This window comes from Paraburkholderia sp. BCC1884 (assembly GCF_900996225.1).
Lineage (GTDB): Bacteria > Pseudomonadota > Gammaproteobacteria > Burkholderiales > Burkholderiaceae > Paraburkholderia.
Genome location: NZ_CAAJGL010000068.1, coordinates 1770518 through 1793210 on the forward strand (window position 1 = coordinate 1770518; position 22693 = coordinate 1793210).

Consider the following 22693-nt stretch of genomic DNA (forward strand, 5'->3'; position numbering starts at 1 on the left):
GCGGTCGGATAGATTGCAACCGCCGGCGCATCAGCTGGTGATGCGTCGGCAGTCCGTTACTGCATCACGCCGTTCAGGCCGCGATGAACTCGTTCCACTTCTGCACCATGTAGATGTTCTCGTCCATCACTGCATTCCAGCAGGCGATCGCGCCCATGCGCTGGGTGTACGAGCCGCCGTCGCGCACGCTGCCGGCTTTCTCGAGCAACTGGCCGTCCGGCGCCTTGATGTCCTGCGCGGCCGCCTTGCCTTCGATCCAGTAGTCCCACTCGTACGGCTGCATATGCGTCTTCGCCGTTTCGAGCACGCCGGAGTAATAGCCCTGGCGCATCAGATAAGCGCCGGCCCAGCCGTCCTGGAACCAGTTGACGAACTCGTAGGCGGCGTCGAGCTTCTTGCCTTGCAACGAGCGCGGAATGCCGAAGCCCGATGCCCACGAGCGATAGCCTTCCTTGAGCGGCTGGAATTTGCAGGGGATGCCCATGGTGCGCACTTTCGTGACGGCGGGCGACCACATCGACTGAATCACCACTTCGCCCGAGGCCATCAGGTTCACGCTCTCGTTGAAGTCTTTCCAGAAGGCGCGGAATTGGCCGGCGCGCTTGGCTTCGATCAGGATCTTGATGGTCTGATCGATCTCGGCCTTGGTCATGTTGCCTTTGTCGCCGTATTTCATGTGACCCATTGCCTCGATCGCCATGGCCGAGTCCATGATGCCGATCGCGGGAATGTTCAGGAGCGCGGCCTTGCCCTTGAATTGCGGATTGAGCAGTTCCGCCCAGCTGTCGATCGGACGCTTGATGAGGTCCGGACGAATGCCGAGCGTGTCCGCGTTGTAGGTGGTGGGAATCAGCGTCATCCATTCGGTCGGCGTCGGCGAGAATTCGGTCGAGCGTGGGCCGGTCAGGAACATCACCTTCTTCGGCGCGGTGCCCTGGTCGCCGATCTTCTTGCCGTTGATTTCACCGCGCGTGAGCACCGGCGTGATCTTGTCGGCAAGCTTGATGCGTTTCGTGTCCATGCCCGCCAGCGTGCCGGCGGGGATCAGCTTCTTGAGCGAGAAATATTCGGTGTCGACGATATCGAACGAGTTGGGCTGCGTGATGATGCGTTTGGCGACGTCGTCGGTGGTCACCGCTACATATTGAATCTCGATGCCGGTGTCTTCCTTGAACTTGCGCGCAATGTCGGCGCTCTGATTGACCGCCGTGCCGAGGTAGCGCAAGGTGATCTTCTCCTGCGCGTGCACGTACGGAAAGCCGGCGATGCCGGCCGCCGCGACGGCGCCCTTGATGAACGTGCGGCGCGACAGGCCTTTGTCCTTCACTTCCGTCGTGGCCGCTGCCGGGCTCTCGTTCGCTTCACTCATTGCTCTCTCCTCAGTTGACGTTCGTTGACGTTCGGTTTTTGCGGCTTATGCTGCCAGCGGATGTGCGTCCTGCTCGTTCCACCACACCACCACGCGCGCGTCGGGGCCGAGCCGAGCCGGGTCGTAGTCGCCGTCGCTCACGAGCGAGACCAGTTCCGGCGAGCCGTCGAGCGGATCGAGCGTCATACGCAGATGCGTGCCTTGATACTCGGCTTCACGCACCTTGCAAGGCACGCCGCCGATGCGCGTGAGGCCGTTGTCGCCGCTCGCGTTCTGCACCGGCGTGACGCCGTGCGGCACCACGCGCAGGTGATCGGCACGCACGGTAAACAACCGGCCATTCGTGTTGAAGACGTTGTGACCGCCGAGAAAGCGCGCGACGAACTCGGTGCGCGGACGGTTGAACACCTCGTGCGGCGTGCCGCTCTGTTCGATGCGGCCGTGACTCATCACGACCACGAGATCGGCGAGCGCCATCGCTTCTTCCTGCGAGTGCGTGACGTGCACGAAGGTGATGCCGAGTTCTTTCTGCCAGCGCTTGAGTTCGGCGCGCATCTGCACGCGCAGGAAGGGGTCGAGGGCGGAGAGCGGTTCGTCGAGCAGCAGGCAGCCCGGCTGATTCAACAACGCGCGCGCGAGCGCCACACGCTGCTGCTGGCCGCCGGATAGCTGCGCGGGTTTGCGTTCGGCGTAAGCGGACATCGCCACGAGTTCGAGCAGTTCGGCGGCGCGCTTGCGCCGCTCTTCCCTGGCGACGCCGCGCATCTTCAGGCTGAACGCGACGTTGTCGAGCGCGCTCAGATGCGGAAAGAGCGCGTAGTTCTGAAACACCATCGCCGTGCCGCGCGCAGCGGGTTCGGCCCGCGTGACGTTGCGCCCTGCGATCAGAACGTCACCTTCGGTGACGGATTCATGCCCGGCGATCATGCGCAAGGTCGAGGTCTTGCCGCATCCCGACGGTCCGAGCAAGCAGCAATACTGGCCGCCCGCAATGCGCAGGTCGATCGCGTCCACGGCCAGCGAATCGCCATATTGCTTCGACACGTGGACCAGTTCGATGTCGGCGGCTTTGGTTTCGAGCACCTTGGAGACAGGCTGAATCATGAAGAAAATGTCCTCGTGAACGGCAAAGAGCGGGATGCACGGTAAGCCAACGCGGCACCCTGTTTGGCAGCGACGCGAAGCAGTGCAAATGCAAGACATGTGCCATGCATGACAACGTGACGCACACCGATTGACGACGTGCCGGTGTGCTTAACGTCTACGAGTTGGCTCACATATTGCAAACGATCTGCCACGTCGATCGTTAGCGGTCCGCTCATGAATTCTTGCGCGATCACGGTGCGTCTTCGGTCCTTCTCGGGGCATGAACCGGCCAATCCGGTTCATGCGGGCCGCTACCGTGCGCCTTTTGTCATCCACGGCTGAGTCAAATGAATCACACACGGAACATGCCCGTTGCAGAAAACCGCGCGCACCAGTTGCTCGCCACGCATGGCCGCTTTGCCTATCGGCCGATCACCGACACCGATCCGTACCGCTGGCCGGGCGACGCCGGCCTTGCGGTCTACCTGGGTTTCAACATCGAGCATTTCGCTTTCGGCGAGGGACTTGGCGCGGCGCTCGGTCCCGTCTCACCGCAACCCGACGTGCTGAACCATAGCTGGCGCGAGTACGGCAACCGCGTCGGCGCGTGGCGCTGCATCGAACTCTTCGATCAACTCGAATTGCCGGTGGGCACGCTGATCAATACCGCGCTCTACGATCACTGTCCGGAACTGATTGCGGCATGTGTGGCGCGCGGCGACGAGCTGATCGGTCACGGGCATACCAATGCGCATCGCCAGAGCGATCTCGACGAAGCCGGCGAGCGCGAACTGCTTCTGCATTGCCGCGAACGCATCGCCGAGGTGTCCGGCATGGCGCCGCAAGGCTGGCTCTCGCCATGGATTTCCGAGTCGCATCTGACGCCCGATCTACTGGCGGAGACGGGCTATCGCTATACGCTGAACTGGTGTCACGATGACCGGCCCGTGCGCATGGCCACGCGCAGCGCGCCGCTCTGGTCGATTCCGTATCCGCAGGAACTCAACGATCTGCCGATGATGGTTGCGCGCCACATGGACGGCCGCACATTCGCGGACATGATCGTCGATCAGTTCGACGAGATGCTCGAACAGTCCAACCGCGGCGCACAGCCCCAGGCGCTCGTGATGGGCATCGCGTTGCACCCGTATCTCGTCGGGCAGCCTTACCGTCTGCGTCATGTGCGCCGCGCGCTTCAGCACATTGCCGCGGCACGCGCGCGCGGCGACGTGTGGATCACCACGCCCGGCGCCATCGCCAGTCATATGGACTTACTGGAGCGGGACGGCGTGCTGGGCCCGGCCCTCGCATGAGCGCGAAAGCCGGCGCGGCCACCGCGAAGAAGACCGCGAAAGACGATGCCGATCTCGACGCGAGAATCTATCAATCGATTTTCGACGGCGTATTGAATCACCGCTTGACGCCGGGCACGAAGCTGCCGGAGCCCGAGCTATGCCAGTTGTTCGGCGTGGGCCGCGCCGTGGTCAGGCGCGTGCTGGAAAAGCTCGCGTACGACGGCATCGTCGTCTTGCGGCCAAACAAAGGCGCGGTGATCGCGGAGCCCACGCCCGAGGAAACCCGCGAGATTTTCGAAGCGCGGCGCTCGGTCGAGCGGATGCTGGTGGAGTTGGCGGTGCAGCGCGTGAGCGCCCAGGATATCAAGGCTTTGCGCGACCAGCTGGCGAGCGAGCATGACGCCATGCATCGTTTCGACCAGCCTTCATGGGCGACGCTCGCCAGCGGCTTTCATATGCGCATCGCCGCGCTGGCCGGCAATTCGATTCTGCAAAACTACCTGAAGGAACTGGTCTCGCGTTGCTCGCTGATCGTCGGCGTGTACGAGCCGCCGGGACATGCGCCTTGCGAGCACGCGGAGCATGCGGCGATCGTGGATTGCATCGAGGCACGCGATGCGGCGGGCGCGATGGCGCATATGGAAGCGCATCTGCGCGACTTGCAGGATCGCATCGAAACATCCCGTATGCGCGGCGAAAAGAGCCTCGGTCAGTTGCTCGGCATCACCGAACACGCCACTTCCAACTAGGCGGTCCAGCATGGAAATCGATTTCGAAGCGATCACCGAATACCAGCGTTACAAGCTGATGGCGAGCCTGATCGTGCCGCGTCCGATTGCGCTCGTCACGACGCTCGGTGCGGACGGCACCGTCAACGCGGCGCCGTTCTCAATGTTCAATATGCTCGGCGAAGAACCGCCGATCGTGATGATCAGCATCAACCGGGTGTCCGACGGCACGCTGAAGGATACGGCGGTCAACATCGTGCGCACCGGCGAGTTCGTCGTGCATCTCGCCGACGAAGCCATCGCCGAAAAAATGCATCGCTGCGGCGAGCGCCTGCCGCCCAACGTGAGCGAACTCGCCGAAGTCGGCTTGACGCCGGTGCCGAGTTCGCACGTCGCGCCGCCGCGTATTGCCGAAGCGCCGGTGGCCTTCGAGTGCACGATCTGGGAGACGCTGGAGACGAGCAGCCGGCAGATTTTCATCGGCCGGGTGCATCGGCTGCATGCACGCGATGAGTTGATCGACACCGAAACGTGGCGCGTGCGCTTGCAGCATTACTTTCCGGTGGGCCGCTTCGGCGCGAGCGACTACATCACGACGCGCGACAGGTTCACGCTGGGTTGAATCGCCGGCATCAAACACCGAGGGCGCGGCCGTCGCTGCGCGGGTCGTGTGCGCCCGTGGCCGAGCCGTCCGCCGCGATGCGAATCACGCCAGGATGTCCCGCTAGCGGACTCTGTGCTGGAATGGCGCTGACCTCGTGACCGCGCGCGGCGAGCGCTTCGAATACTTCGGTGCCCGCGTCCGCTTCGAGCTTCAACGCATCGCGCGCATCGGAGAAGGTTCGGCCGAGCAGAAAGCGCGGACGGGCAAGGGCCGCGAGCGGGTCCATACCGTAATCGATCAAACGCGTGAGAATCGCGGCGAGCGTCTGCGGCTGACCATCGGCGCCTTGCGTGCCGAATAGCAGATGCGGCCGGCCGTCGCGCAGATACATGCCGGGATTGAGCGTATGGAATGGCCGCTTGCCCGGCTGCACGGCATTGTGATGCGCGGGATTCGTGCTGAACGACGCGCCGCGGTTGTGCCACAGAATGCCGGTATCGCCCGCTACCACGCCGCTGCCCCAATCGAAGTAGACCGTTTGCAACACGCTCGCGCTACGGCCTGCGCTATCCGTCGCGCCGATGAAGACGGTGTCTCCGGGGCGGAACAGATGCGGCCACGCGCGCGCTTCACGCTGGCTGATGACGCGGGCATGCGCATCGAGCGCAGCGGCCGACAGCATCTGCTCGACCGGCACCGCATTGAAGTCCGGATCGCTGACGAAGCGGTCGCGATCGACGAATGCGCATTTCACTGCCTCGACCAGAAGATGATAGTAGTCGGCGCTACCTTCCGGAATCGCGGCAAGGTCGAAGCGATCCAGGATGCCCATGATCTGCAAGGTCGTGACGCCCTGAGTGGGCGGGCGCATGCTGACGAGTTCGCCGCCGCGATAGGCCACGCGCAAGGGCGCTTCGTCGCGGGCGTGGGTGCGGGCGAGGTCGCTCGAACGCAGTGGTGAGCCGGCCTCGCGCAGTCCGCGCGCGATTTGCCCAGCCAGGTCGCCTTCATAGAATTCGCGCGCGCCGAAGCGTGCAATCCGCTTGAGGCTCTTCGCCAGCGCGGGTTGAACGAAGCGCTCGCCGATTGCGGGAATCCGCCCGTGCGGCGCGAATGTCGTCGCGAAACCGGGCAGGGTGCGCAATTCGTCGGCGCGCAGGCTTTGCCAGAAATGCTGCGACGGCGTGACGGGGAACCCTTCGGTGGCGTAGTCGAGCGCGCGGTCGAAGAGCGACGACCAGGGCTGCGTGCCACCCCACGCGCACTGACTGATCTCGTAAGCCTGATGCCACGTGTCGACGGTTGCGGCGCTGGTGATCGCGGCTGCCGCGCCACGCGACGGAATCGCAGCGTCGTACGCGGGCAGTTGCGCGGCGGCCTGGCCGATGCCCGAGATCGTGCGCAACATGCCGTGCCGATCGCCGATCACCCAGAATGCGTCGCCGCCCAATCCGGTGAAATGCGGATACGTCACGCACAGCGCCGCGCCGATGGCGATGGCCGCTTCGATTGCGTTGCCGCCCGCGCGCAGCACGTCGCGGCCCGCTTCGCTCGCGAGCGCATGCGGACTGGTGACCATGCCGCCGCGCGTGCCGGCGAGTATTGGATTCTGCATAAAGGCTCCGCTACCGAAGGTTCGCCGAAGCGTGTCGCGAGTATAGATCGCGCGCGATGCCCAGCAAGGCGCGATCGCTGCCGCGCGGACCGACGATCGAGAGCGCGAGCGGACGGTCGATGGCGTCGGCAAACGGGAGCGTGATTTGCGGCAGGCCGCCGAACGCGGCGATCGAATTCATCGTGAGCGCGTCCTGGTAGAAGGCGCCGAGCGTCTCGTTCGAGGCGTCTTTGGGCAAGAGCGCAACGGGTGTGGTGGGCAGTAGCAAGATGACGTTCTCTGATTCGAACAGCGTGTCCGAAGCGGCACGCAACTCACGCAGAACCGCGTACCAGTGGGCGGCATGTTGCTTATCTAGCGTATCGAGCCGCGCGAAGCGAGGGGCGATGGATGGGCCGAATCGTGGCCGCGTCGAACGGATCCAGTCGCCTAGCGAGGCGTCGATTTCGTGGTCTTGCACGGCCTGGTAGCACGCGAGCCAGCGTGAGCCGTCGCCGTCGAACATATCGAGTGACGTCTGTGCGCCCAACGATTCGGCGATGGCGGTGAGCCGCGCGGCATCGTCAGGTTCGTGGCGGGCGCGGGCCGCGAAGGCTTCGTTGACGCGAATGAGGCGCATGGGTTGCTCTGGAACAGCAGGGGTGCCTGGCGCCTCAGGCAACAAGACGTTGCCCACTGCCGCCAGCACGTCGATCGACCGCGCGAACCAGCCCACCGTATCGAAGCGCGGCGCAAACGGCAGCACGCCGTCGAGCGGGATCGCGTCGTGAGTCGGGCGCATACCGAACAGCCCGCAAAACGCCGCGGGCACACGCACCGAACCGCCCGTGTCGGTGCCGAGAGCAAAGTCCACCGCGCCGCCTGCCACCGCCGACGCCGAGCCGCTCGACGAGCCCCCCGGCAACGCATGCGGCCAGCGCGGATTGAGCGGCGTGCCGTAATGATGGTTCGCGCCTTCGAGGCTATAGGCGAGTTCGTCGGTGAGGGTCTTGCCGTCGAGCATCGCGCCGGCCGCGAGGAGGGCATCCACACAGGGCGCATGGGTGAGGGCTGCGGTATGGCTTGCGAGCCAATCCGGATTGCCGCCGCCCGTCGTCACGCCGGCGACGTCGATCAGGTCCTTCACCGCAAAGCGCAACCCGTCGAGCGCTCCACCCGACGTCGCAACCACTCGCACAGGCGGGCCGGGGACAAACGCACTCGCGTTCATGCAACGTCCGCCAGCGCGTCGACGATCCGCACCGAATCGGTGACGAAGCCAAAGCATTTCTTCACGTTCCACACGGTCGCTTGCGTGCAGAAGTCCGGCGACGACGTCGCGCAACAGTCCTCCACCAGCACGCAGCCATAGCCCAGAAAATTGGCGTCTGTCAGCGAATGCATCACGCACTGATCGGTATTGACACCCGCGAACATCACCGTGCGAATGCCGAGGTTGCGCAGGATGCTGTCGAGCGGCGTGTCCCAGAAGCCGCTGATCCGGTACTTGTCCACGCAGATATCTTCCGGCAGCGGCGCGAGTTCGTCGACCACGGCCGCCGCCCACGAATCCTTTTCGAGCACATGCGAGCCGTTGCTCGCGAGCGGCTCGCCGAGACCGGTTCCGGTGCCGGTCGGCTTATATAGATGCAACTGGTTCGGCGGCATGTTGGCGAGGTCGGGGCGATTGCCCCAATTCACCCAGATGACCGGCACGCCGTTTTTGCGCAGCACGGGCAGGAGGCGCTGCAATGGTGCAATCGGCGCGCGGTCCACATCGAAATCGCCCCCAATCTGGGCAACCCATCCTCCCTTGGTGCAGAAGTCGTTTTGCATGTCGATCACGATGATCGCCGTGCTGCGCAGATCGATCCGCACGTTTTGCGGCTCGCACGGCAGCGTCGCGACGACCGGTGCGGGCGCCGGCAAGGCCATGTCGACGAGCGTCGCGCTGGCGCTCCAGCGGGGCCGGCCGTCGCGCCCCAACTGACCGGAAACGCTTGTGCCATATGCGTCGTGCTGTTTCATCGAAGCTTCTCCATCGGGTCTGAATCGCGAGTGAACTGAGGTGGCGGGGACGTCGTTCGAGCGCGTCATGAGCCGCGTTCGATGCGCTGTTTCCGCCAGCCTGGAACGAAGGCCAGATGCTGCCGGAACTACGGGATGGCATCGAAGTTGCATTGCTTTCGTTCATGAATAACCTACTTACCGAAACTCAACGCAAAAGGAATGCCAGAATGTCGATCGTCAAGTTCAAAACCCTCGCTACCTGCGTCGTCGCACTCGCCGCATCCACCAGCGCGATGCATGCGGTGGCGGCCGATCCGCTGCGCGTCGGTGTGCTGATTCCCGGCTCGAAGTCGGACAAGGGCTGGATGGAGTCCGGCTATGACGGTCTGGTCGCCGCGCAGAAAGAACTCGGCCCGAAGCTCAAGACGCAGATGATCGAGAACATCAACTACGCCGACATGGAACAGGCGTTGACCAATCTGGCTTCGAAGAACCAGCTGGTGATCGGCGTGGGCGGACAGACGCAGGCTTCGGTGCTGAAGATCGCCCGGCGCTTTCCCAATGTGAAGTTCGCGATCGTCGGCGGCAACAAGGGGCAGGACATGCCGCCGAACGTGGCCGGCTATGACGTTAAGCAGGCCGAGATCGCCTACGTGGCCGGCGCGGCCGCGGCGATGCTGTCGAAGAACGGCGCGGTCAGCTACGTGGGCGGCATGGAGATTCCGTCGATCGTCAATGCGGGCAAGGAATTCGGCAACGGCGCGCGCTCGATCAATCCGAAAATCAAATACTTCGAGAGCTACACGGGTGACTTCGACAACGTGTCGAAAGCGAAGGAAGCGACGCTCGCCGCGATCTCGCAAGGCGCGGACGTTCACTATCACATTCTCAATCTCGGCTTGCGCGGCATGGAGCAGGCCGCCAACGAGAAGCACACGCATGTGATCGGCAGCTATACGGATCGCTGTGGCACCGACCCGCTGTATATCGCGTACTCGATCACCGGCGTCGGCTATCAGGTGCAGTACGCGATCGACCAGATGGCGGCCGGTACGTGGCAGCCCGGCTATAAGGCGTTCGGTCTGGCGATGGGCCCGAAGGCGTCGGGCATGGTCGTGTGCAAGCCGACCCCGGAGATGTCGACGAAGATCAAGCAGATCGAAGAAGACATCGAAAGCGGCAAGATCAAGGTCTCCGAAGGCTGACATGGACGCGATTTCCCCTTCTGCTACCGCGGCGGCCGACCTGAGCGCGCAGGCGGCTGACGATGCACCGCGCGCCGCGGTGCTGCGCATGGAAGGCATCGTCAAACGCTTCGGCGCGTTTCAGGCGTTGGGCGATGTCTCGCTCGAACTCTTCGCGGGCGAAGTGCATTGCCTGCTGGGCGAAAACGGCGCGGGCAAGTCGACGCTGTGCAACGTGATGTTCGGCGTGCACCAGCCCGACGCGGGCGCCATGTGGCTCGACGGTGCGCCGTATCGGCCGCAGAGTCCGCGCGATGCGTTGACGCACGGGATCGCGATGGTGCATCAGCATTTCAGCCTGGTCGAAGACGTGAGCGTGCTCGACAACCTGCTGCTCGGTCAGGTGCGTGGCTGGCTCGATCGCCAACGCGAGGCCGCGCGCGTGCGCACCCTGGTGGCGGAACTCGGGCTCACGCTCGATCCTGATGCACGCGTCGCGGACTTGTCGGTGGGCGAAAAGCAGCGCGTCGAGATCGTTAAGTGTCTGATTCGCGAGCCGCGTCTACTGGTGCTGGACGAGCCGACCGCGGTGCTGTTGCCGGCGGAAATCGACGCCTTGCTCGACACCTGCGCCCGCGTGGTCACGCGCGGCTGCGCGGTGGTGCTGGTCACGCACAAGCTGGCCGAGATCCGTCGTATCGCCGATCGCGCGACCGTGCTGCAAAGCGGGCGCGTCGTGGCACGTTCGAGCACGCCGTCCACCGATGTCGACGCGCTCGTGCGAGCCATGATTCAGCGGCCAGGCAATGATGAACACCACGGCACGCCAGCCGCGATCCTGCACGCACGGACAAACGCGGCGCCGCGTTCGGCCACGCTCAGTGCGTCGCCCTACGGCCGTCCGCTCGCCGACGAAGCGTTACAGATCGACGGCCTGACCGTGCGCGACGCGGACGGCGTGACGCGCCTCGAAGACTGCACGCTGGTGGTCAACCGTGGCGAGATCGTCGGCATTGCGGGAGTGGAAGGCAATGGCCAGAGCGAACTCGGCGCGGTACTCGCCGGCATGCAGAAGGCGAGCGCGGGGCGTTTTTTCGTGCAGGGTAAAGACTGCACCCAGGCCGCGCCGCAGACCTTGACGAAGGCGGGCGTCGGCGTGGTGCCGGAAGACCGTCACGCGGTCGGCTGCGTGCCCGACATGAGCTTGACCGACAACCTCTTTCTCAATCGCCTCGACGACTATGCGCGGCGCGGCTTCATGCGGCGTCGCGCGATGCGGCGCGATGCGCGCGCGCTGATGCAGCGTTTCGACGTGCGCGCGGCCAGCCCCGATGTGGCGTTTCGCGGACTCTCGGGCGGCAATCAGCAGAAAGCCGTACTGGCGCGAGAGTTGACGCTCGACGGCCTCGCCGTGCTGGTCGCCGCGCAACCGACACGCGGACTCGACGTCGGCGCGGTGGCCGCCGTCTACGACCACATTCGCGCGGCGCGCGACGAGGGCGTGGGCGTGCTGCTCATCTCGTCCGAACTCGACGAGTTGCTGTCGGTGGCCGACCGCGTTCTCGTCATGTATCGCGGCCGCATCATGGGCACCTGTGTGCCGGATGCGTCGCAACTCACTCTTCAACGCGAGCGCATTGGCGCATGGATGGCAGGGCAGACAGCATGACTCCGACCACTTCATTGGCAAGCTTCACCCGCGCCGGCTGGCGCGGTTCGCGGCGCGTGCGAACCGCCGCCGTGCTGGGCGGTGCGGCGCTCGTCGCGATCGCGGCGGCGCTGGCGCTGATCGCGATCGTCCACGTGCCGCTCGGCGACGCGCTCGCGGCCTTCGCCGACGGCGCCTGGGGCTCGGCGTATGCGATCGGCGCGTCGGTCAATCGCAGCCTCGTGTTTGCGCTGGTGGGCAGCGGCTTCGTGCTGGCCAATCGCGCGCAGTTGACCAACGTTGGTGGAGAAGGGCAGATCGCGATGGGCGGCATCGCGGCCACGGCGGTGAGTCTCTATGGACACGTGGCGCATCTGCCGTTTGGCCTGGCGTTCATCGTGCCGATGCTGGCGGCCGCGCTCGCGGGCGCCGTGTGGGGCGCGATTCCGGGTTGGCTCAAAGCGCGCGCGGGCACCAATGAAGTGATCAGCACGTTGCTGCTGACCTTCATCGCAGTCTGGTTTCTCTACTGGTGCGTGCAATCCGAAACACTGCTGCGTCAGCCGATGAGCAACGGGGCGACGCTGCCCGAATCACTGGATATTCCCGACTCGACGAAGCTGCCCATGCTCTCCAGTGCGAGCTCGACGGGCCTGCATATCGGTTTGCCGGTCACCATCGTGCTGTGCGTCGCGGTGGCGATCGCGCTGCTGTACAGCCGCTTCGGCATGCATCTGCGCGCGGTCGGTCTGAACGCGCTGGCCGCGCGGCGCGCGGGCATGCCGATCACGTCGACGATCGTCGGCGCGCTGGCCCTGGCGGGCGCGCTGGGCGGTCTCGCCGGTGCGTTGATGTTGCAGGGCGACCAGTACTCGCTGAAGGCGGGCTTTTCCTCGGGCTATGGTTTCGACGGCCTCGTGGTTGGCCTGCTCGCGCGCGGCTCGATCACCGGCGTGTGCGCGGCGGCGCTGCTGTTCGGCTTTCTGCGCTCGGGCGGCATCAATATGGAAATGGTGGCGCAGGTGCCGTCGGCGCTGGTGCTGGTGGTGCAGGGCATCGTGATCGTCGCGCTGGCGGGCGGTTCGTTGTGGCTCGAACCCAAAGGGGCACGGTAATGAATGCGGAATTCGTGGCGGTTTTCGTCGGCTCGTCGATTCGCTTCGCGGCGCCCTTGATGCTGGCATCGACCGGCGAGTTGATCAGCGAGCGCGCCGGTGTGCTCAATATGAGCGTGGAAGGCATGATGCTCTCGGGCGCTTTCCTTGGCGCGGCCGGCGCATGGGCGACCGGCAATGCGACGCTCGGGCTCGCCATCGGCATGCTCGGCGTGTTGCCGATCGCCTTGCTGCAAGCGTTCCTGAGCGTGACCTTGCGAGCCAATCAGATCGTGACGGGCATCGGCATCAATATCCTCGCACTCGGCGCGACGACGCTCGCGTATCGCGAGATGTTCGGCGAGCGTTCGAGCGCCGTGATTCCGGGTTTGGCGCGCTGGTCGCCGCCGGGGCTCGGTGCGATTCCCGTGATCGGCGAGCCGGTGTTTCATCAGGTGTGGCTCGTCTATCTCGGCCTTGCGATTCTGCTCGCCACGTCGCTCGTGATGCGCCGCACTGCGCTCGGCGTCGCGCTGCATGCGGTGGGCGCAGCGCCGAAATCGGTCGATCAATCCGGGCTCTCGGTGACCAGACTCCGCTATGGTGCGGTGCTGTTTTCCGGCCTCATGTCAGGCGCGGCAGGCTGCTTCATTTCGATCGGCGACATTCACACGTTCACCGAAGGTATGACGAGCGGCTCCGGCTATCTGGCGATTGCCGCGATCATCTTCGGCAACTGGAAGATCGGGCGCACGGTGGGCGCGTGTTTGCTGTTCGGCGCGGCGAGCGCGTTGCAATTCCAGTTGCCGCTGATCGGCGTGCATGTGCCGACCGCGCTGCTGGTGATGCTGCCGTATCTGCTCGCGCTGATCGCGGTGGCAGGGTTGATCGGCCGGCAAACCGCGCCGCTTGCGCTGACCCAGCCGTTCAGGCGCTGAGGCGGCGCTTACAATGCCAGCAGGCGCGCCCCGGCGCGTCCTGTCGATGCCACCATGCAGCCGTTTGGCTTTAATTCGCTTTGACCTTATGACACGAGCTTCAGCCCGATCAGGTTACGCAACCCCCGCCGCCAACCCGTCCTCGGCTGCATCGTCGACGGCGCCCGCGACCCAGCGTCAGAAGCTCGCGGCGGCGACCCGTCAGCGGATCTTCAGGATCGCGATAGCCGAGTTCTCGGACAAAGGCCTGAGCGGCGCGCGCGTCGAGACGATCGCCAGCCGCTCGAAGGTCAACATCCGCATGATCTATCACTACTTCGGCGGCAAGGAAGCGCTCTATCTGGAGGTGCTCGAATTCGTGCTGGCGCGGCTGCGTGAAGCCGAACTGAAACTCAAGCTCGACGTCGACCAGATCGAGCCGGTCACGGCCATCGTGCAGCTTTACGATTTCATCGAAGGGCATTTCGCGGCGCATCCCGAACTGTCCAAGTTGCTGTCGTTCGAAAATCTGAATCGCGCTCGCGTGATGAAACGTTCGAGCGCGATTCCGGAGATGTCGTCGCCGGTGCTCGCGCTGCTGAGCACCGTGATCGCGCGTGGCGAAAACGACGGCTCGTTGCGCCGGGGCATGGACCCGCTGCATCTGTATGTCGCGCTCGTGAGTCTCTGTTCGTTTCATAAGTCGAACGCTTATACGCTGTCGCGCATCTTCAACACCGACATGCTGGCGAAGCAGTGGCAGGAAGATCACAAGGCACAGGCGCATGAGATGGTGCGCGCGTTCGTGGTGACAGGGGCGGCATAGCCGGGTGCGAATGCGGGGCGTGAGAGCCCCGAGTTGGTGAGCGATGCACCGCCGCCGCCACGGCGAAAGGTACCTGCAAGCAAGGCAGGCTGCCTGAAACTTTGCCATGCAGATGCGCTGGTCAAGGGTTTGCAAGGATTTTCCGGGTTACATCACGCACTTGGCATACCTCCTGCTAAGTTGAGTCCAAACTTGTATTCAAGATTGAACTCAAGGAAAAACAGGTGCCAAATTCGTTACCCATGACCGTCAAAGGACTCCTCGACGCCTACGCATCGGGAAGCCTCACACCGAGCCAGACTGCAACCGCGGCGTTGGCGCAAATCGATGCCATCGACCGGCCTGAAGTCTGGATCCTGCGTGTGCCGTCCGCCGAGGTGCAAGCACGCGCCCGGACGCTGGAAGCTTTATACGCAGCCCAAGGCAACGCCATCTTTGCGCAGATGCCTTTGTTCGGCGTGCCGTTCGCGGTCAAGGACAACATCGACGTCGCCGGCTTGCCGACCACGGCCGCGTGCGAACCGTTCGTCTATACGCCGGAGGCGTCCGCCTTCGCCGTGCAACGTCTGCTCGACGCCGGTGCGATCCTGATCGGCAAGACCAATCTCGATCAATTCGCCACTGGCCTGGTCGGCACGCGCTCGCCGTTCGGCGCGGTGCGCCACACCGAGTCGCCGCTGCGCGTCTCGGGCGGCTCGAGCTCGGGCTCGGCGGTCGCGGTGGCGGCGGGATGCGTGGCTTTTTCGCTCGGCACCGACACCGCCGGCTCCGGCCGCGTGCCGGCGGGATTCAACGGGCTCGTGGGCCTCAAGCCTTCGCTGGGACTCGTCAGCAAACGCGGCGTGGTGCCGGCGTGCCGCAGCCTCGACACGATCTCGGTGTTCGCGCACGACGTCGACGACGCATGGCGCGTGTTCAGCGAGATCGCCTGCTTCGACGCGCTCGACGGCTTCTCGCGCAAAGTGCCGAGTCTCGGCTTGCTGCGTTCGGCGCCGCGCATCGGCGTGCCGGAACAGCTCGAATTCTATGGCGACGCGACTGCGAGCCAGGCCTTCTCCGCAGCGCTGGACTCGCTCACCACGCATCTGCATCTGCCGAGCCAGACGATCGACTTCGGGCCGCTCAAGGCGGTCTCCGCCTTGCTTTACGACGGCCCGTGGGTCGCGGAACGGCGTGCCGCGCTCGGCACGTTTTTCGAAACGCATCACGAGGCAATCGATCCGGTCGTCGCCAGCGTGATCGGCAAGGCCGCACAATTCAGCGCCGCGGACGCGTTCAACGGCCAATACGCGCTCGCCGACCTGAAACGCCATGCCGAGGCGCTCTTCGAAACGATCGACATCCTGGTCGTGCCCACGACGCCGACGCATCCGCTGATCGCCGACGTGCAGGCCAATCCGGTCGAACTGAATAGCCAGCTCGGTCTCTACACGAATTACGTCAACCTGCTCGATCTGTGCGCGCTGGCGGTGCCCTGCCAGCGCCGCAGCGACGGTCTGCCCGCCGGCGTCACGCTGATCGCGCCGAGCGGCGCCGACCGGCGTCTCGCCGAACTCGGTGCGCGGATTCAGGCGCTGTTTGCCGACGCGGGCGATGCCGCCGGCGCCGATACGAATGCGACGGGCATCGAACCGCTGCCGTTCCAGGAGCCGACTGTCACGCTTGCGGTGGTCGGCGCGCATCTGCGCGGCGAGCCGCTGAACTGGCAACTGCAGGAAGCGGGCGCACGTTTCGTCGAAGCGACTCACACCGCGCCGGACTACAAGCTCTACGCGCTCGCCGGAACGCAGCCGCCGAAACCCGGCCTCGTTCGCATCGCGCAAGGGCAGGGGCAAGGCCAGCCGATCGCCATTGAACTCTGGCAGGTCCCGTTGCGCACCTTCGGCAAATTCGTAGCCGAGGTGCCCGCGCCGCTCGGCATCGGCACGCTGCAACTCGCGAGCGGCCATACCGTGAAGGGCTTTATCTGCGAACCGTCCGCCGTCGCGGATGAGAGCGGCGCGCTCGACATCACCTCGTTCGGCGGCTGGCTCGCATACCTCGCCAGTCTGACGGACAAGCCCTCGGCAACCACACAGCCCATCGCTCTTTAACCTTCGATCAGGAATCGGACACCATGACCAGCCGCCGCCATTTCATCAAGAGCGCCAGTCTGCTGACGCTCGGCAACATTCTGCCCATCCAGTCGGTGTTCGCTGCGCCGAAAACCACCGTCGGCGTGATCTACGTCGGCGCGCGCGGCGACTATGGTTACAACCAGGCGCAGGCGCAAGCCGCCGCCGTGATCAAGAAAATGCCGGACGTGAAGGTGGTGGAAGAGGAGAACGTGCCTGAAACCATCGCCGTGCAAAAGACCATGGAAGCGATGATCGAGCAGGACGGCGCCACGCTGATCTTCGCGACCTCGTTCGGCTACTTCGACCCGCACGTGCTGAAAATGGCGGCGAAGTATCCGAAGGTGCGATTCGCCCACTGCGGCGGTTTGTGGAAGCAGGGCAACCCGTCGAACATCACCAGCTACTTCGGCTACATCGACGAGTGCCAGTACCTGAACGGCGTGGTCGCGGGTCACATGACGAAGAGCAAGAAGCTCGGTTTCGTCGCGGCCAAACCGATTCCGCAGGTGCTGCGCAATATCAATTCGTTCACGCTCGGCGCACAGTCGGTCGATCCGTCGATCACCACTCAGGTGATTTTCACGGGCGACTGGTCGATGCCGGTCAAGGAAGCCGAAGCGACCAACAGTCTCGTCGATCAGGGCTGCGATGTGCTGACCTGCCACGTCGACGGCCCGAAGGTGGTGGTCGAGACCGCCGAAAAACGCGGCGCAATGAGTTGTGGTTATCACGCGAGCCAGGCCGCGCTTGCACCCAAGGGCTATTTGACCGGCGCGGAATGGGACTGGGCGACGCCGTACCGGCAACTGGTGACGGGCGCGCAAGCCGGCACGCCGCAACCCAACGTATTGCGTGGCGGCCTGAAGGAAGGCTTCGTGAAGATGTCGGCGTATGGCCCGAAAGTTACCGCCGCCGCCAAGCAAAACGCCGACTCGATCAAAAGCAGCATGGTGGCCGGCAACTTCGTGATCTTCAAAGGCCCGATGAAGGACAACAAGGGCGGCGTGGCAATTGCCTCAGGCGCGAGTCACGGGCAGAGCGACTACACGCTGGAAAGCATGAACTACCTGGTCGCGGGCGTCGTCGGCCAGATCTGACGACGGCGGTGTTTGTTTGAACGAAGGAGCCGCGATGCGTGCCCATGCCCCCAATGCCTCTGCCGCGAGAGTGATGCTCGCGCTCCTGCCAGCGCTGCCTACGGTGCTGGCGGTGCTCGGCACCCTGCTGCTGTTTTCGCTGTTCCTGCTGGTGCAGGGGCAGCCGGCGCTCGATGCCATCGTGCTGATCTTTCAGGGCGCGTTCGGTTCGTCGTTCGCGTGGCAAAGCACCTTGCTGCGCGCCGCGCCGCTGATGCTGACCGCCTTGTGCGTGGCCTTGCCCGCTCAGGTCGGGCTGATCGTGATCGGCGGCGAGGGCGCGCTGGCACTCGGCGGCATGTGCGCAGCCATCGTTCCACAGATGCTGCCGCACGGCACGCCCTGGCTCATCGCCACGCCGTTGATGGCGCTCGCCGGCATGCTGGCGGGCGGCGTGTGGATCGGTGCGGTCGGCGCGTTGCGGCAATGGCGCGGCGTCAACGAGACGATCAGTAGCCTGCTGATGTCGTACATCGCGATTGCGCTGTTCAAGCATCTCGTGGAAGGACCCCTGCGCGATCCCGCCAGTCTCAACAAACCGTCCACGCTGCCGGTGCCCGACTCGATGATGATCGGCTCGATCCCCGGACTCGACACGCATTGGGGTTTGGTCTGGGGCATCGTCGCCTGCATCGCGGCGTGGGTGTTCGTCAAGTTCAGCACCAGGGGCTTCGCCATGCGCGTGGTGGGCGGCAGCAATCGCGCGGCGCGTCTGGTGGGTCTGCCGGTCAACCTGCTGGCGCTGACGGCGTGCGTGCTCGGTGGCGCAGCGGCGGGCCTCGGCGGCATGTTCGAAGTCGCGGCCGTGCAGGGCAGTGCGAATGCCTCGCTGCTGGCGGGCTACGGTTACGCGGGCATTCTCGTCGCGTTTGCCGCGCGCCAGAATCCGCTCGCGATCATCGCCTGTGCGCTGATGATCGGCGGCATCGAGGCGAGCGGCAGTCTGCTGCAACGGCATCTCGATCTACCCGACGCCACCACGCTCGTTCTGCAAGGCCTGCTGTTCGCCAACCTGCTGGCGTGGGAAGCGCTCGGCGGCCGCATCGCCGCGTGGCGCGTGAAGTTGCAGGCCGCCGCGCAAACCGATCTTCCCGTGCAACTGGAGCGCACTCATGCCTGATATGCACTCGCCCATCGTGATCCTGTTGCTGTCGCTGTTCGCCGGTGCGATCCGCGTCAGTACGCCGTATCTGTTCGTGAGTATCGGCGAATGTCTGACCGAGAAAGGCGGCCGCGTGAATCTCGGCCTCGAAGGCATTCTCGTGTCCGGCGCGATGAGCGGCTACGCCGGTGCGTTTCTGAGCGGCTCGCCGTGGGTCGGTGTGCTCGCCGCCGGTCTGGTGGGGCTGCTGCTCGGCTGCCTGCACGGGCTCGTCTGCTCGTTGCCGCGTGTATCGGACATTGCCTTCGGCATCGCGTTGATGCTGCTCGGCACCGGACTCGCGTTCTACCTCGGCAAACCTTTCATCGAGCCGCAAGCGCCGATGCTGCCGTTCATCGATCTCGGCACATGGACCTCGTCGCCGCAACTGCATAACGCGCTGCATCTGAACCTGCTGTTCGTGATCGGCGTGGTGCTCGCCTTCGTTCTGCAATGGGGCCTGCGCAATACGCGGTGGGGGATGGTGCTGCGCCTGGTCGGCGATCACGCCGAAACGGCGCGCGCGATGGGCTATCCGCTCACCCGCGTACGGATCGCGGCAACGGCGGTAGGCGGCGTATTCGCTGGAATCGGCGGCGCCTATCTTTCGCTCGTGTATCCCGGCAGCTGGAACGAGGGGCTCTCCAGCGGGCAAGGTCTGATGGCGGTTGCCCTGGTGATCTTCGCGCGCTGGCAGCCGTTGCGCTGCCTGTGGGCCGCCTTGCTGTTCGGCGCGGCCGGTGCGCTCGGCCCCGCGTTGCAGGCCGTTGGCGTGACGAGCGGCTACTACCTCTACAACGCCGCACCGTACGTGCTGACGCTCGTGATCATGATCATCAATTGCCGGCCGGATCGCACGCTCGCGGGTGCACCTGGCGAACTGAGTCTGACTCGCTGATCGCGCCGTGCCGATTCAGGATCTTTGTTTTAGCGAACTCACACAGGATATCCGACCATGACCCGATTCATCGAAGCCAAACCGTACCCGTGGCCCTACGACGGCAACCTGCGCCCGGAGAACACGGCGCTCGTGATCATCGACATGCAGACGGACTTTTGCGGCCACGGCGGCTACGTCGACAAGATGGGCTACGACCTCTCGAACACGCGCGCGCCGATCGAGCCGATCAACAGCGTGCTGAAAGTCATGCGCGAACAGGGCTTCACGATCATCCATACGCGTGAAGGCCACCGGCCCGACCTCTCCGATCTGCCTGCCAACAAACGCTGGCGCAGCCGTCGCGCGGGCACGAACGGCGTGGGTATCGGCGACGACGGCCCATGCGGGCGGATTCTCGTGCGCGGCGAACCGGGCTGGGAGATCATCGACGAACTCAAGCCGCTGGCAGGCGAGATCATCATCGACAAGCCGGGCAAGGGCTCGTTCTGCGCGACCGATCTCGAACTGATCCTGCGCACGCGCGGCATCGACAATCTCGTGCTAACCGGCATTACGACCGACGTCTGCGTACACACGACCATGCGCGAGGGCAACGACCGCGGCTTCGAATGCACGGTGCTGGCCGACTGCTGCGGCGCGACCGACCAGGGCAATCACGACGCCGCGCTGCACATGATCACCATGCAAGGCGGCGTGTTCGGCACGGTGTCCGACTCGACCGCGTTGCTCCAGACGCTGGGTGGCTGACATGTCGACCCCGACGCGCAAGGCCATGGGCGTGGAAGTGCTGCATGCGGGCAAATCGTTCGGTGCGTTTCGCGCGCTCGACGACGTCTCGATGAAGGTCAAGCCCGGCACGATCCACGCGCTGCTCGGCGAGAACGGCGCGGGCAAGAGTACGCTCGTGAAGGGCCTGGTGGGCTACGGCGTGCTCGACGAAGGGCAGATCGCCGCCGACGACCGCGAAGTCCACATCCATTCGCCGCGCGATGCGCAGGCGCTCGGCATCGGCATGGTGTATCAGCATTTCACGCTGGCCGCGGGCTTGTCCGTCGAAGAAAACCTGCTGCTCGCACGCGGCCGACTGCCGTGGAAAATCGACTGGAAAGCGGAACGGGCCGCGCTCACCGCATTCATGCAGCGCATGCCGTTTCGCTTGCCGCTCGACACGCCGGTGTCCGCGCTCGCAGCCGGCGAAAAGCAGAAACTCGAAATCCTCAAGCAACTCTATTTGCAGCAACGTTTCCTGATCCTCGACGAGCCGACCTCGGTGCTGACGCCGCAGGAGGCCGACGAAGTGCTCGGCCTGATGCGCGATCTCACCACGCGCGGCGAGCTGACCGTGCTGATGATTACCCACAAGTTCCGTGAAGTGATGGCCTACGCGGACGACGTCACTGTGTTGCGCAAAGGCCGTCAGGTCGGCACGACCGCGGTGGCCGACACGAGCCGCGACCAGCTCGCCGCATGGATGATGGGCACGGTCGCCACGAGCGACGCGCCCGTGATGGCCGCCGTGACCGTGGAGCGCATCGCGCGCAAGCCGCTCGACGAAGCCGCGCAGGTGCGTCTTGCGCTGCGCGATTTCTCGGTGGAAGACGATCGTGGTCACATGGCGGTGAAGCATGCGAATCTGGCGGTGCGAGCCGGCGAGATCCTCGGGCTTGCGGGGGTGTCCGGCAACGGTCAGAAGGAACTGGTGGAAGCGCTGGTCGGCCAGCGGCGCGTCAGGACCGGCGACATGCAGGTCGCCGGCAAGCCTTATCAGGCGACCCGAGAACAGATGACGCGACGCCGCGTGTTCGCCATCCCCGAGGAACCGCTGAAAAACGCCTGTGTGGGCAGCATGAGTGTGGCGCAGAATCTCGCGCTGCGCGACTTCGACCGGGAACCTCTGCGACGTGGCGGCTGGTGGCTCGACCGCGGTGCGATGCGCGCGCGTGCCGTGCAATTGATCGGCGAATTCAATGTGCGACCGCCCGTGCCGGAGCGCGCGATCGGCACGCTTTCCGGTGGCAACGTGCAGCGCGCGGTGCTCGCTCGTGAGCTCGGGCAACCGGTGGACGTGCTGATCGTCGCCAATCCGGTTTTCGGGCTCGACTTCGCGTCGGTGGCCGACATTCATGCGCGCATCATGGCGGCGCGCGACGCGGGCGCAGCCGTGCTGCTGGTCAGTGAAGACCTGGACGAACTGCTGGAACTCGCGGACCGCATCATGGTGATCGCCGAGGGCGAACTGGTGTTCGAAACGCCTGCCGCGCGCGCCGATCGAACCGTGCTCGGCCAGCATATGGCGGGCCACGGCGATACGCCCGCGCAGCCCGTGGTGCCCGCCGAAAAACAGAAGGAAACGATTGGATGACTTCCGCCCAGATGCTGACCATCGACGCACAACCCAGCCCATTCACTTTCGAGGCCGCGAAAACCGCGCTGATCGTGATCGACATGCAACGCGACTTCATCGAGCCGGGCGGCTTCGGCGAATCGCTCGGCAACGATGTGTCGCTGCTCGCGGAGATCGTGCCGACGGTGGCCGATCTGCTCGCGTTCGCACGCCTGCATGACTGGCTGGTGATCCACACCCGCGAATCGCATGCGGCCGACCTGTCCGATTGTCCGCCGGCCAAACGCCTGCGCGGCGCACCGAATGCGCGGATCGGCGACACCGGCCCGATGGGCCGCATCCTGATTCGCGATGAACCCGGCAATGCGATCGTCGACACGCTCGCGCCGCTAGCCGGCGAACTCGTGATCGACAAACCCGGCAAGGGCGCGTTCTACGCCACGCGGCTTGGCGAAGAACTGGCGATGCGCGGCATCACGCATCTATTTTTTGCCGGCGTGACCACCGAGGTCTGTGTGCAGACCTCGATGCGCGAAGCCAACGACCGCGGCTACGACAGTCTGCTCGTCGAAGACGCGACCGCCAGTTACATTCCGGCCTTCAAACAGGCCACGCTCGACATGGTGCGCTCGCAAGGCGGCATCGTCGGCTGGACCGCGCCTCTTTCCGCCTTGTTGCAACTCGAGGAGACTCACTGAG

Annotated in this window: 20 protein-coding genes; 15 read left to right on the forward strand and 5 right to left on the reverse strand. The window is 64.8% G+C overall.

The window, feature by feature from the left end; translation table 11 throughout:
- Positions 1 to 73 precede the first annotated feature (73 nt).
- Positions 74 to 1369, reverse strand: a complete 1296-nt coding sequence (locus tag FQ705_RS14675) for a PotD/PotF family extracellular solute-binding protein (protein ID WP_144142109.1) — start codon at positions 1367 to 1369, stop codon at positions 74 to 76.
- Positions 1370 to 1414: 45 nt separating this feature from the next.
- Complete coding sequence (locus FQ705_RS14680) at positions 1415 to 2473, reverse strand: ABC transporter ATP-binding protein (RefSeq protein ID WP_144142111.1); 1059 nt, start codon at positions 2471 to 2473, stop codon at positions 1415 to 1417.
- A 329-nt stretch (positions 2474 to 2802) separates the two neighbouring features.
- Between FQ705_RS14680 and FQ705_RS14685 the strand changes: the two genes are divergently transcribed.
- Genes FQ705_RS14685 through FQ705_RS14695 form a run of 3 tightly spaced genes read left to right on the forward strand, consistent with a single transcriptional unit; the run spans position 2803 to position 5100 of the window.
- Positions 2803 to 3768 carry a polysaccharide deacetylase family protein gene (locus tag FQ705_RS14685; protein WP_144142112.1) on the forward strand — a complete coding sequence of 322 codons (966 nt, stop codon included), beginning with the start codon at positions 2803 to 2805 and terminating at the stop codon, positions 3766 to 3768.
- On the forward strand, positions 3765 to 4499 hold the full coding sequence (locus FQ705_RS14690; RefSeq protein WP_144142114.1) for a GntR family transcriptional regulator: 735 nt from the start codon (positions 3765 to 3767) through the stop codon (positions 4497 to 4499). Before FQ705_RS14685 ends, FQ705_RS14690 begins: the two co-directional genes overlap by 4 nt.
- A 10-nt stretch (positions 4500 to 4509) precedes the next feature.
- On the forward strand, positions 4510 to 5100 hold the full coding sequence (locus FQ705_RS14695) for a flavin reductase family protein (protein ID WP_144142116.1): 591 nt from the start codon (positions 4510 to 4512) through the stop codon (positions 5098 to 5100).
- Between the two features lie 10 nt (positions 5101 to 5110).
- Here FQ705_RS14695 and FQ705_RS14700 read toward each other — a convergent pair whose 3' ends face one another.
- Genes FQ705_RS14700 through FQ705_RS14710 form a run of 3 tightly spaced genes read right to left on the reverse strand, consistent with a single transcriptional unit; the run spans position 5111 to position 8704 of the window.
- Positions 5111 to 6697, reverse strand: a complete 1587-nt coding sequence (locus FQ705_RS14700) for a gamma-glutamyltransferase family protein (RefSeq protein WP_144142119.1) — start codon at positions 6695 to 6697, stop codon at positions 5111 to 5113.
- Between the two features lie 10 nt (positions 6698 to 6707).
- Positions 6708 to 7907: an amidase gene (locus FQ705_RS14705; RefSeq protein WP_144142121.1), complete on the reverse strand. Its 1200-nt coding sequence runs from the start codon at positions 7905 to 7907 to the stop codon at positions 6708 to 6710.
- Complete coding sequence (locus FQ705_RS14710; protein WP_144142123.1) at positions 7904 to 8704, reverse strand: cysteine hydrolase; 801 nt, start codon at positions 8702 to 8704, stop codon at positions 7904 to 7906. Before FQ705_RS14710 ends, FQ705_RS14705 begins: the two co-directional genes overlap by 4 nt.
- Positions 8705 to 8913: 209 nt before the next feature.
- On the opposite strand from FQ705_RS14710, the gene FQ705_RS14715 reads away from it, so the two are divergent.
- The 12 genes from FQ705_RS14715 (at position 8914) to FQ705_RS14770 (ending at position 22692) form a co-directional block, all read left to right on the forward strand.
- Positions 8914 to 9891, forward strand: coding sequence for a BMP family protein (locus FQ705_RS14715; protein ID WP_144142125.1), 978 nt, complete (start codon positions 8914 to 8916; stop codon positions 9889 to 9891).
- Between the two features lies 1 nt (position 9892).
- On the forward strand, positions 9893 to 11539 hold the full coding sequence (locus FQ705_RS14720; protein WP_186307853.1) for an ABC transporter ATP-binding protein: 1647 nt from the start codon (positions 9893 to 9895) through the stop codon (positions 11537 to 11539).
- Positions 11536 to 12633 carry an ABC transporter permease gene (locus FQ705_RS14725; protein WP_144142127.1) on the forward strand — a complete coding sequence of 366 codons (1098 nt, stop codon included), beginning with the start codon at positions 11536 to 11538 and terminating at the stop codon, positions 12631 to 12633. Before FQ705_RS14720 ends, FQ705_RS14725 begins: the two co-directional genes overlap by 4 nt.
- Positions 12633 to 13550 carry an ABC transporter permease gene (locus FQ705_RS14730; RefSeq protein ID WP_144142129.1) on the forward strand — a complete coding sequence of 306 codons (918 nt, stop codon included), beginning with the start codon at positions 12633 to 12635 and terminating at the stop codon, positions 13548 to 13550. Before FQ705_RS14725 ends, FQ705_RS14730 begins: the two co-directional genes overlap by 1 nt.
- Positions 13551 to 13638: 88 nt before the next feature.
- A complete protein-coding gene (locus tag FQ705_RS14735) occupies positions 13639 to 14355 on the forward strand; it encodes a TetR/AcrR family transcriptional regulator (RefSeq protein WP_144142131.1) in 717 nt (238 codons plus the stop codon).
- Between the two features lie 242 nt (positions 14356 to 14597).
- Positions 14598 to 16448 carry an allophanate hydrolase gene (atzF, locus tag FQ705_RS14740; RefSeq protein WP_144142431.1) on the forward strand — a complete coding sequence of 617 codons (1851 nt, stop codon included), beginning with the start codon at positions 14598 to 14600 and terminating at the stop codon, positions 16446 to 16448.
- A gap of 23 nt (positions 16449 to 16471) precedes the next feature.
- Positions 16472 to 17569 (forward strand): BMP family ABC transporter substrate-binding protein, encoded by a 1098-nt coding sequence (locus FQ705_RS14745; RefSeq protein WP_144142133.1) that lies wholly within the window; start codon positions 16472 to 16474, stop codon positions 17567 to 17569.
- A gap of 34 nt (positions 17570 to 17603) precedes the next feature.
- Entirely contained in the window at positions 17604 to 18728 is a 1125-nt protein-coding gene (locus FQ705_RS14750; RefSeq protein ID WP_144142135.1) for an ABC transporter permease, read from the forward strand.
- Positions 18721 to 19647 carry an ABC transporter permease gene (locus FQ705_RS14755; RefSeq protein ID WP_144142137.1) on the forward strand — a complete coding sequence of 309 codons (927 nt, stop codon included), beginning with the start codon at positions 18721 to 18723 and terminating at the stop codon, positions 19645 to 19647. The genes FQ705_RS14750 and FQ705_RS14755 overlap by 8 nt, the downstream gene beginning before the upstream one ends.
- Before the next feature lie 57 nt (positions 19648 to 19704).
- Positions 19705 to 20397 (forward strand): cysteine hydrolase family protein, encoded by a 693-nt coding sequence (locus FQ705_RS14760; protein WP_144142139.1) that lies wholly within the window; start codon positions 19705 to 19707, stop codon positions 20395 to 20397.
- 1 nt (position 20398) lies between these two features.
- Positions 20399 to 22012, forward strand: coding sequence for an ABC transporter ATP-binding protein (locus tag FQ705_RS14765; protein WP_144142141.1), 1614 nt, complete (start codon positions 20399 to 20401; stop codon positions 22010 to 22012).
- Positions 22009 to 22692 carry a cysteine hydrolase family protein gene (locus FQ705_RS14770; RefSeq protein WP_144142143.1) on the forward strand — a complete coding sequence of 228 codons (684 nt, stop codon included), beginning with the start codon at positions 22009 to 22011 and terminating at the stop codon, positions 22690 to 22692. Before FQ705_RS14765 ends, FQ705_RS14770 begins: the two co-directional genes overlap by 4 nt.
- The last annotated feature ends 1 nt before the right edge of the window (position 22693 follow it).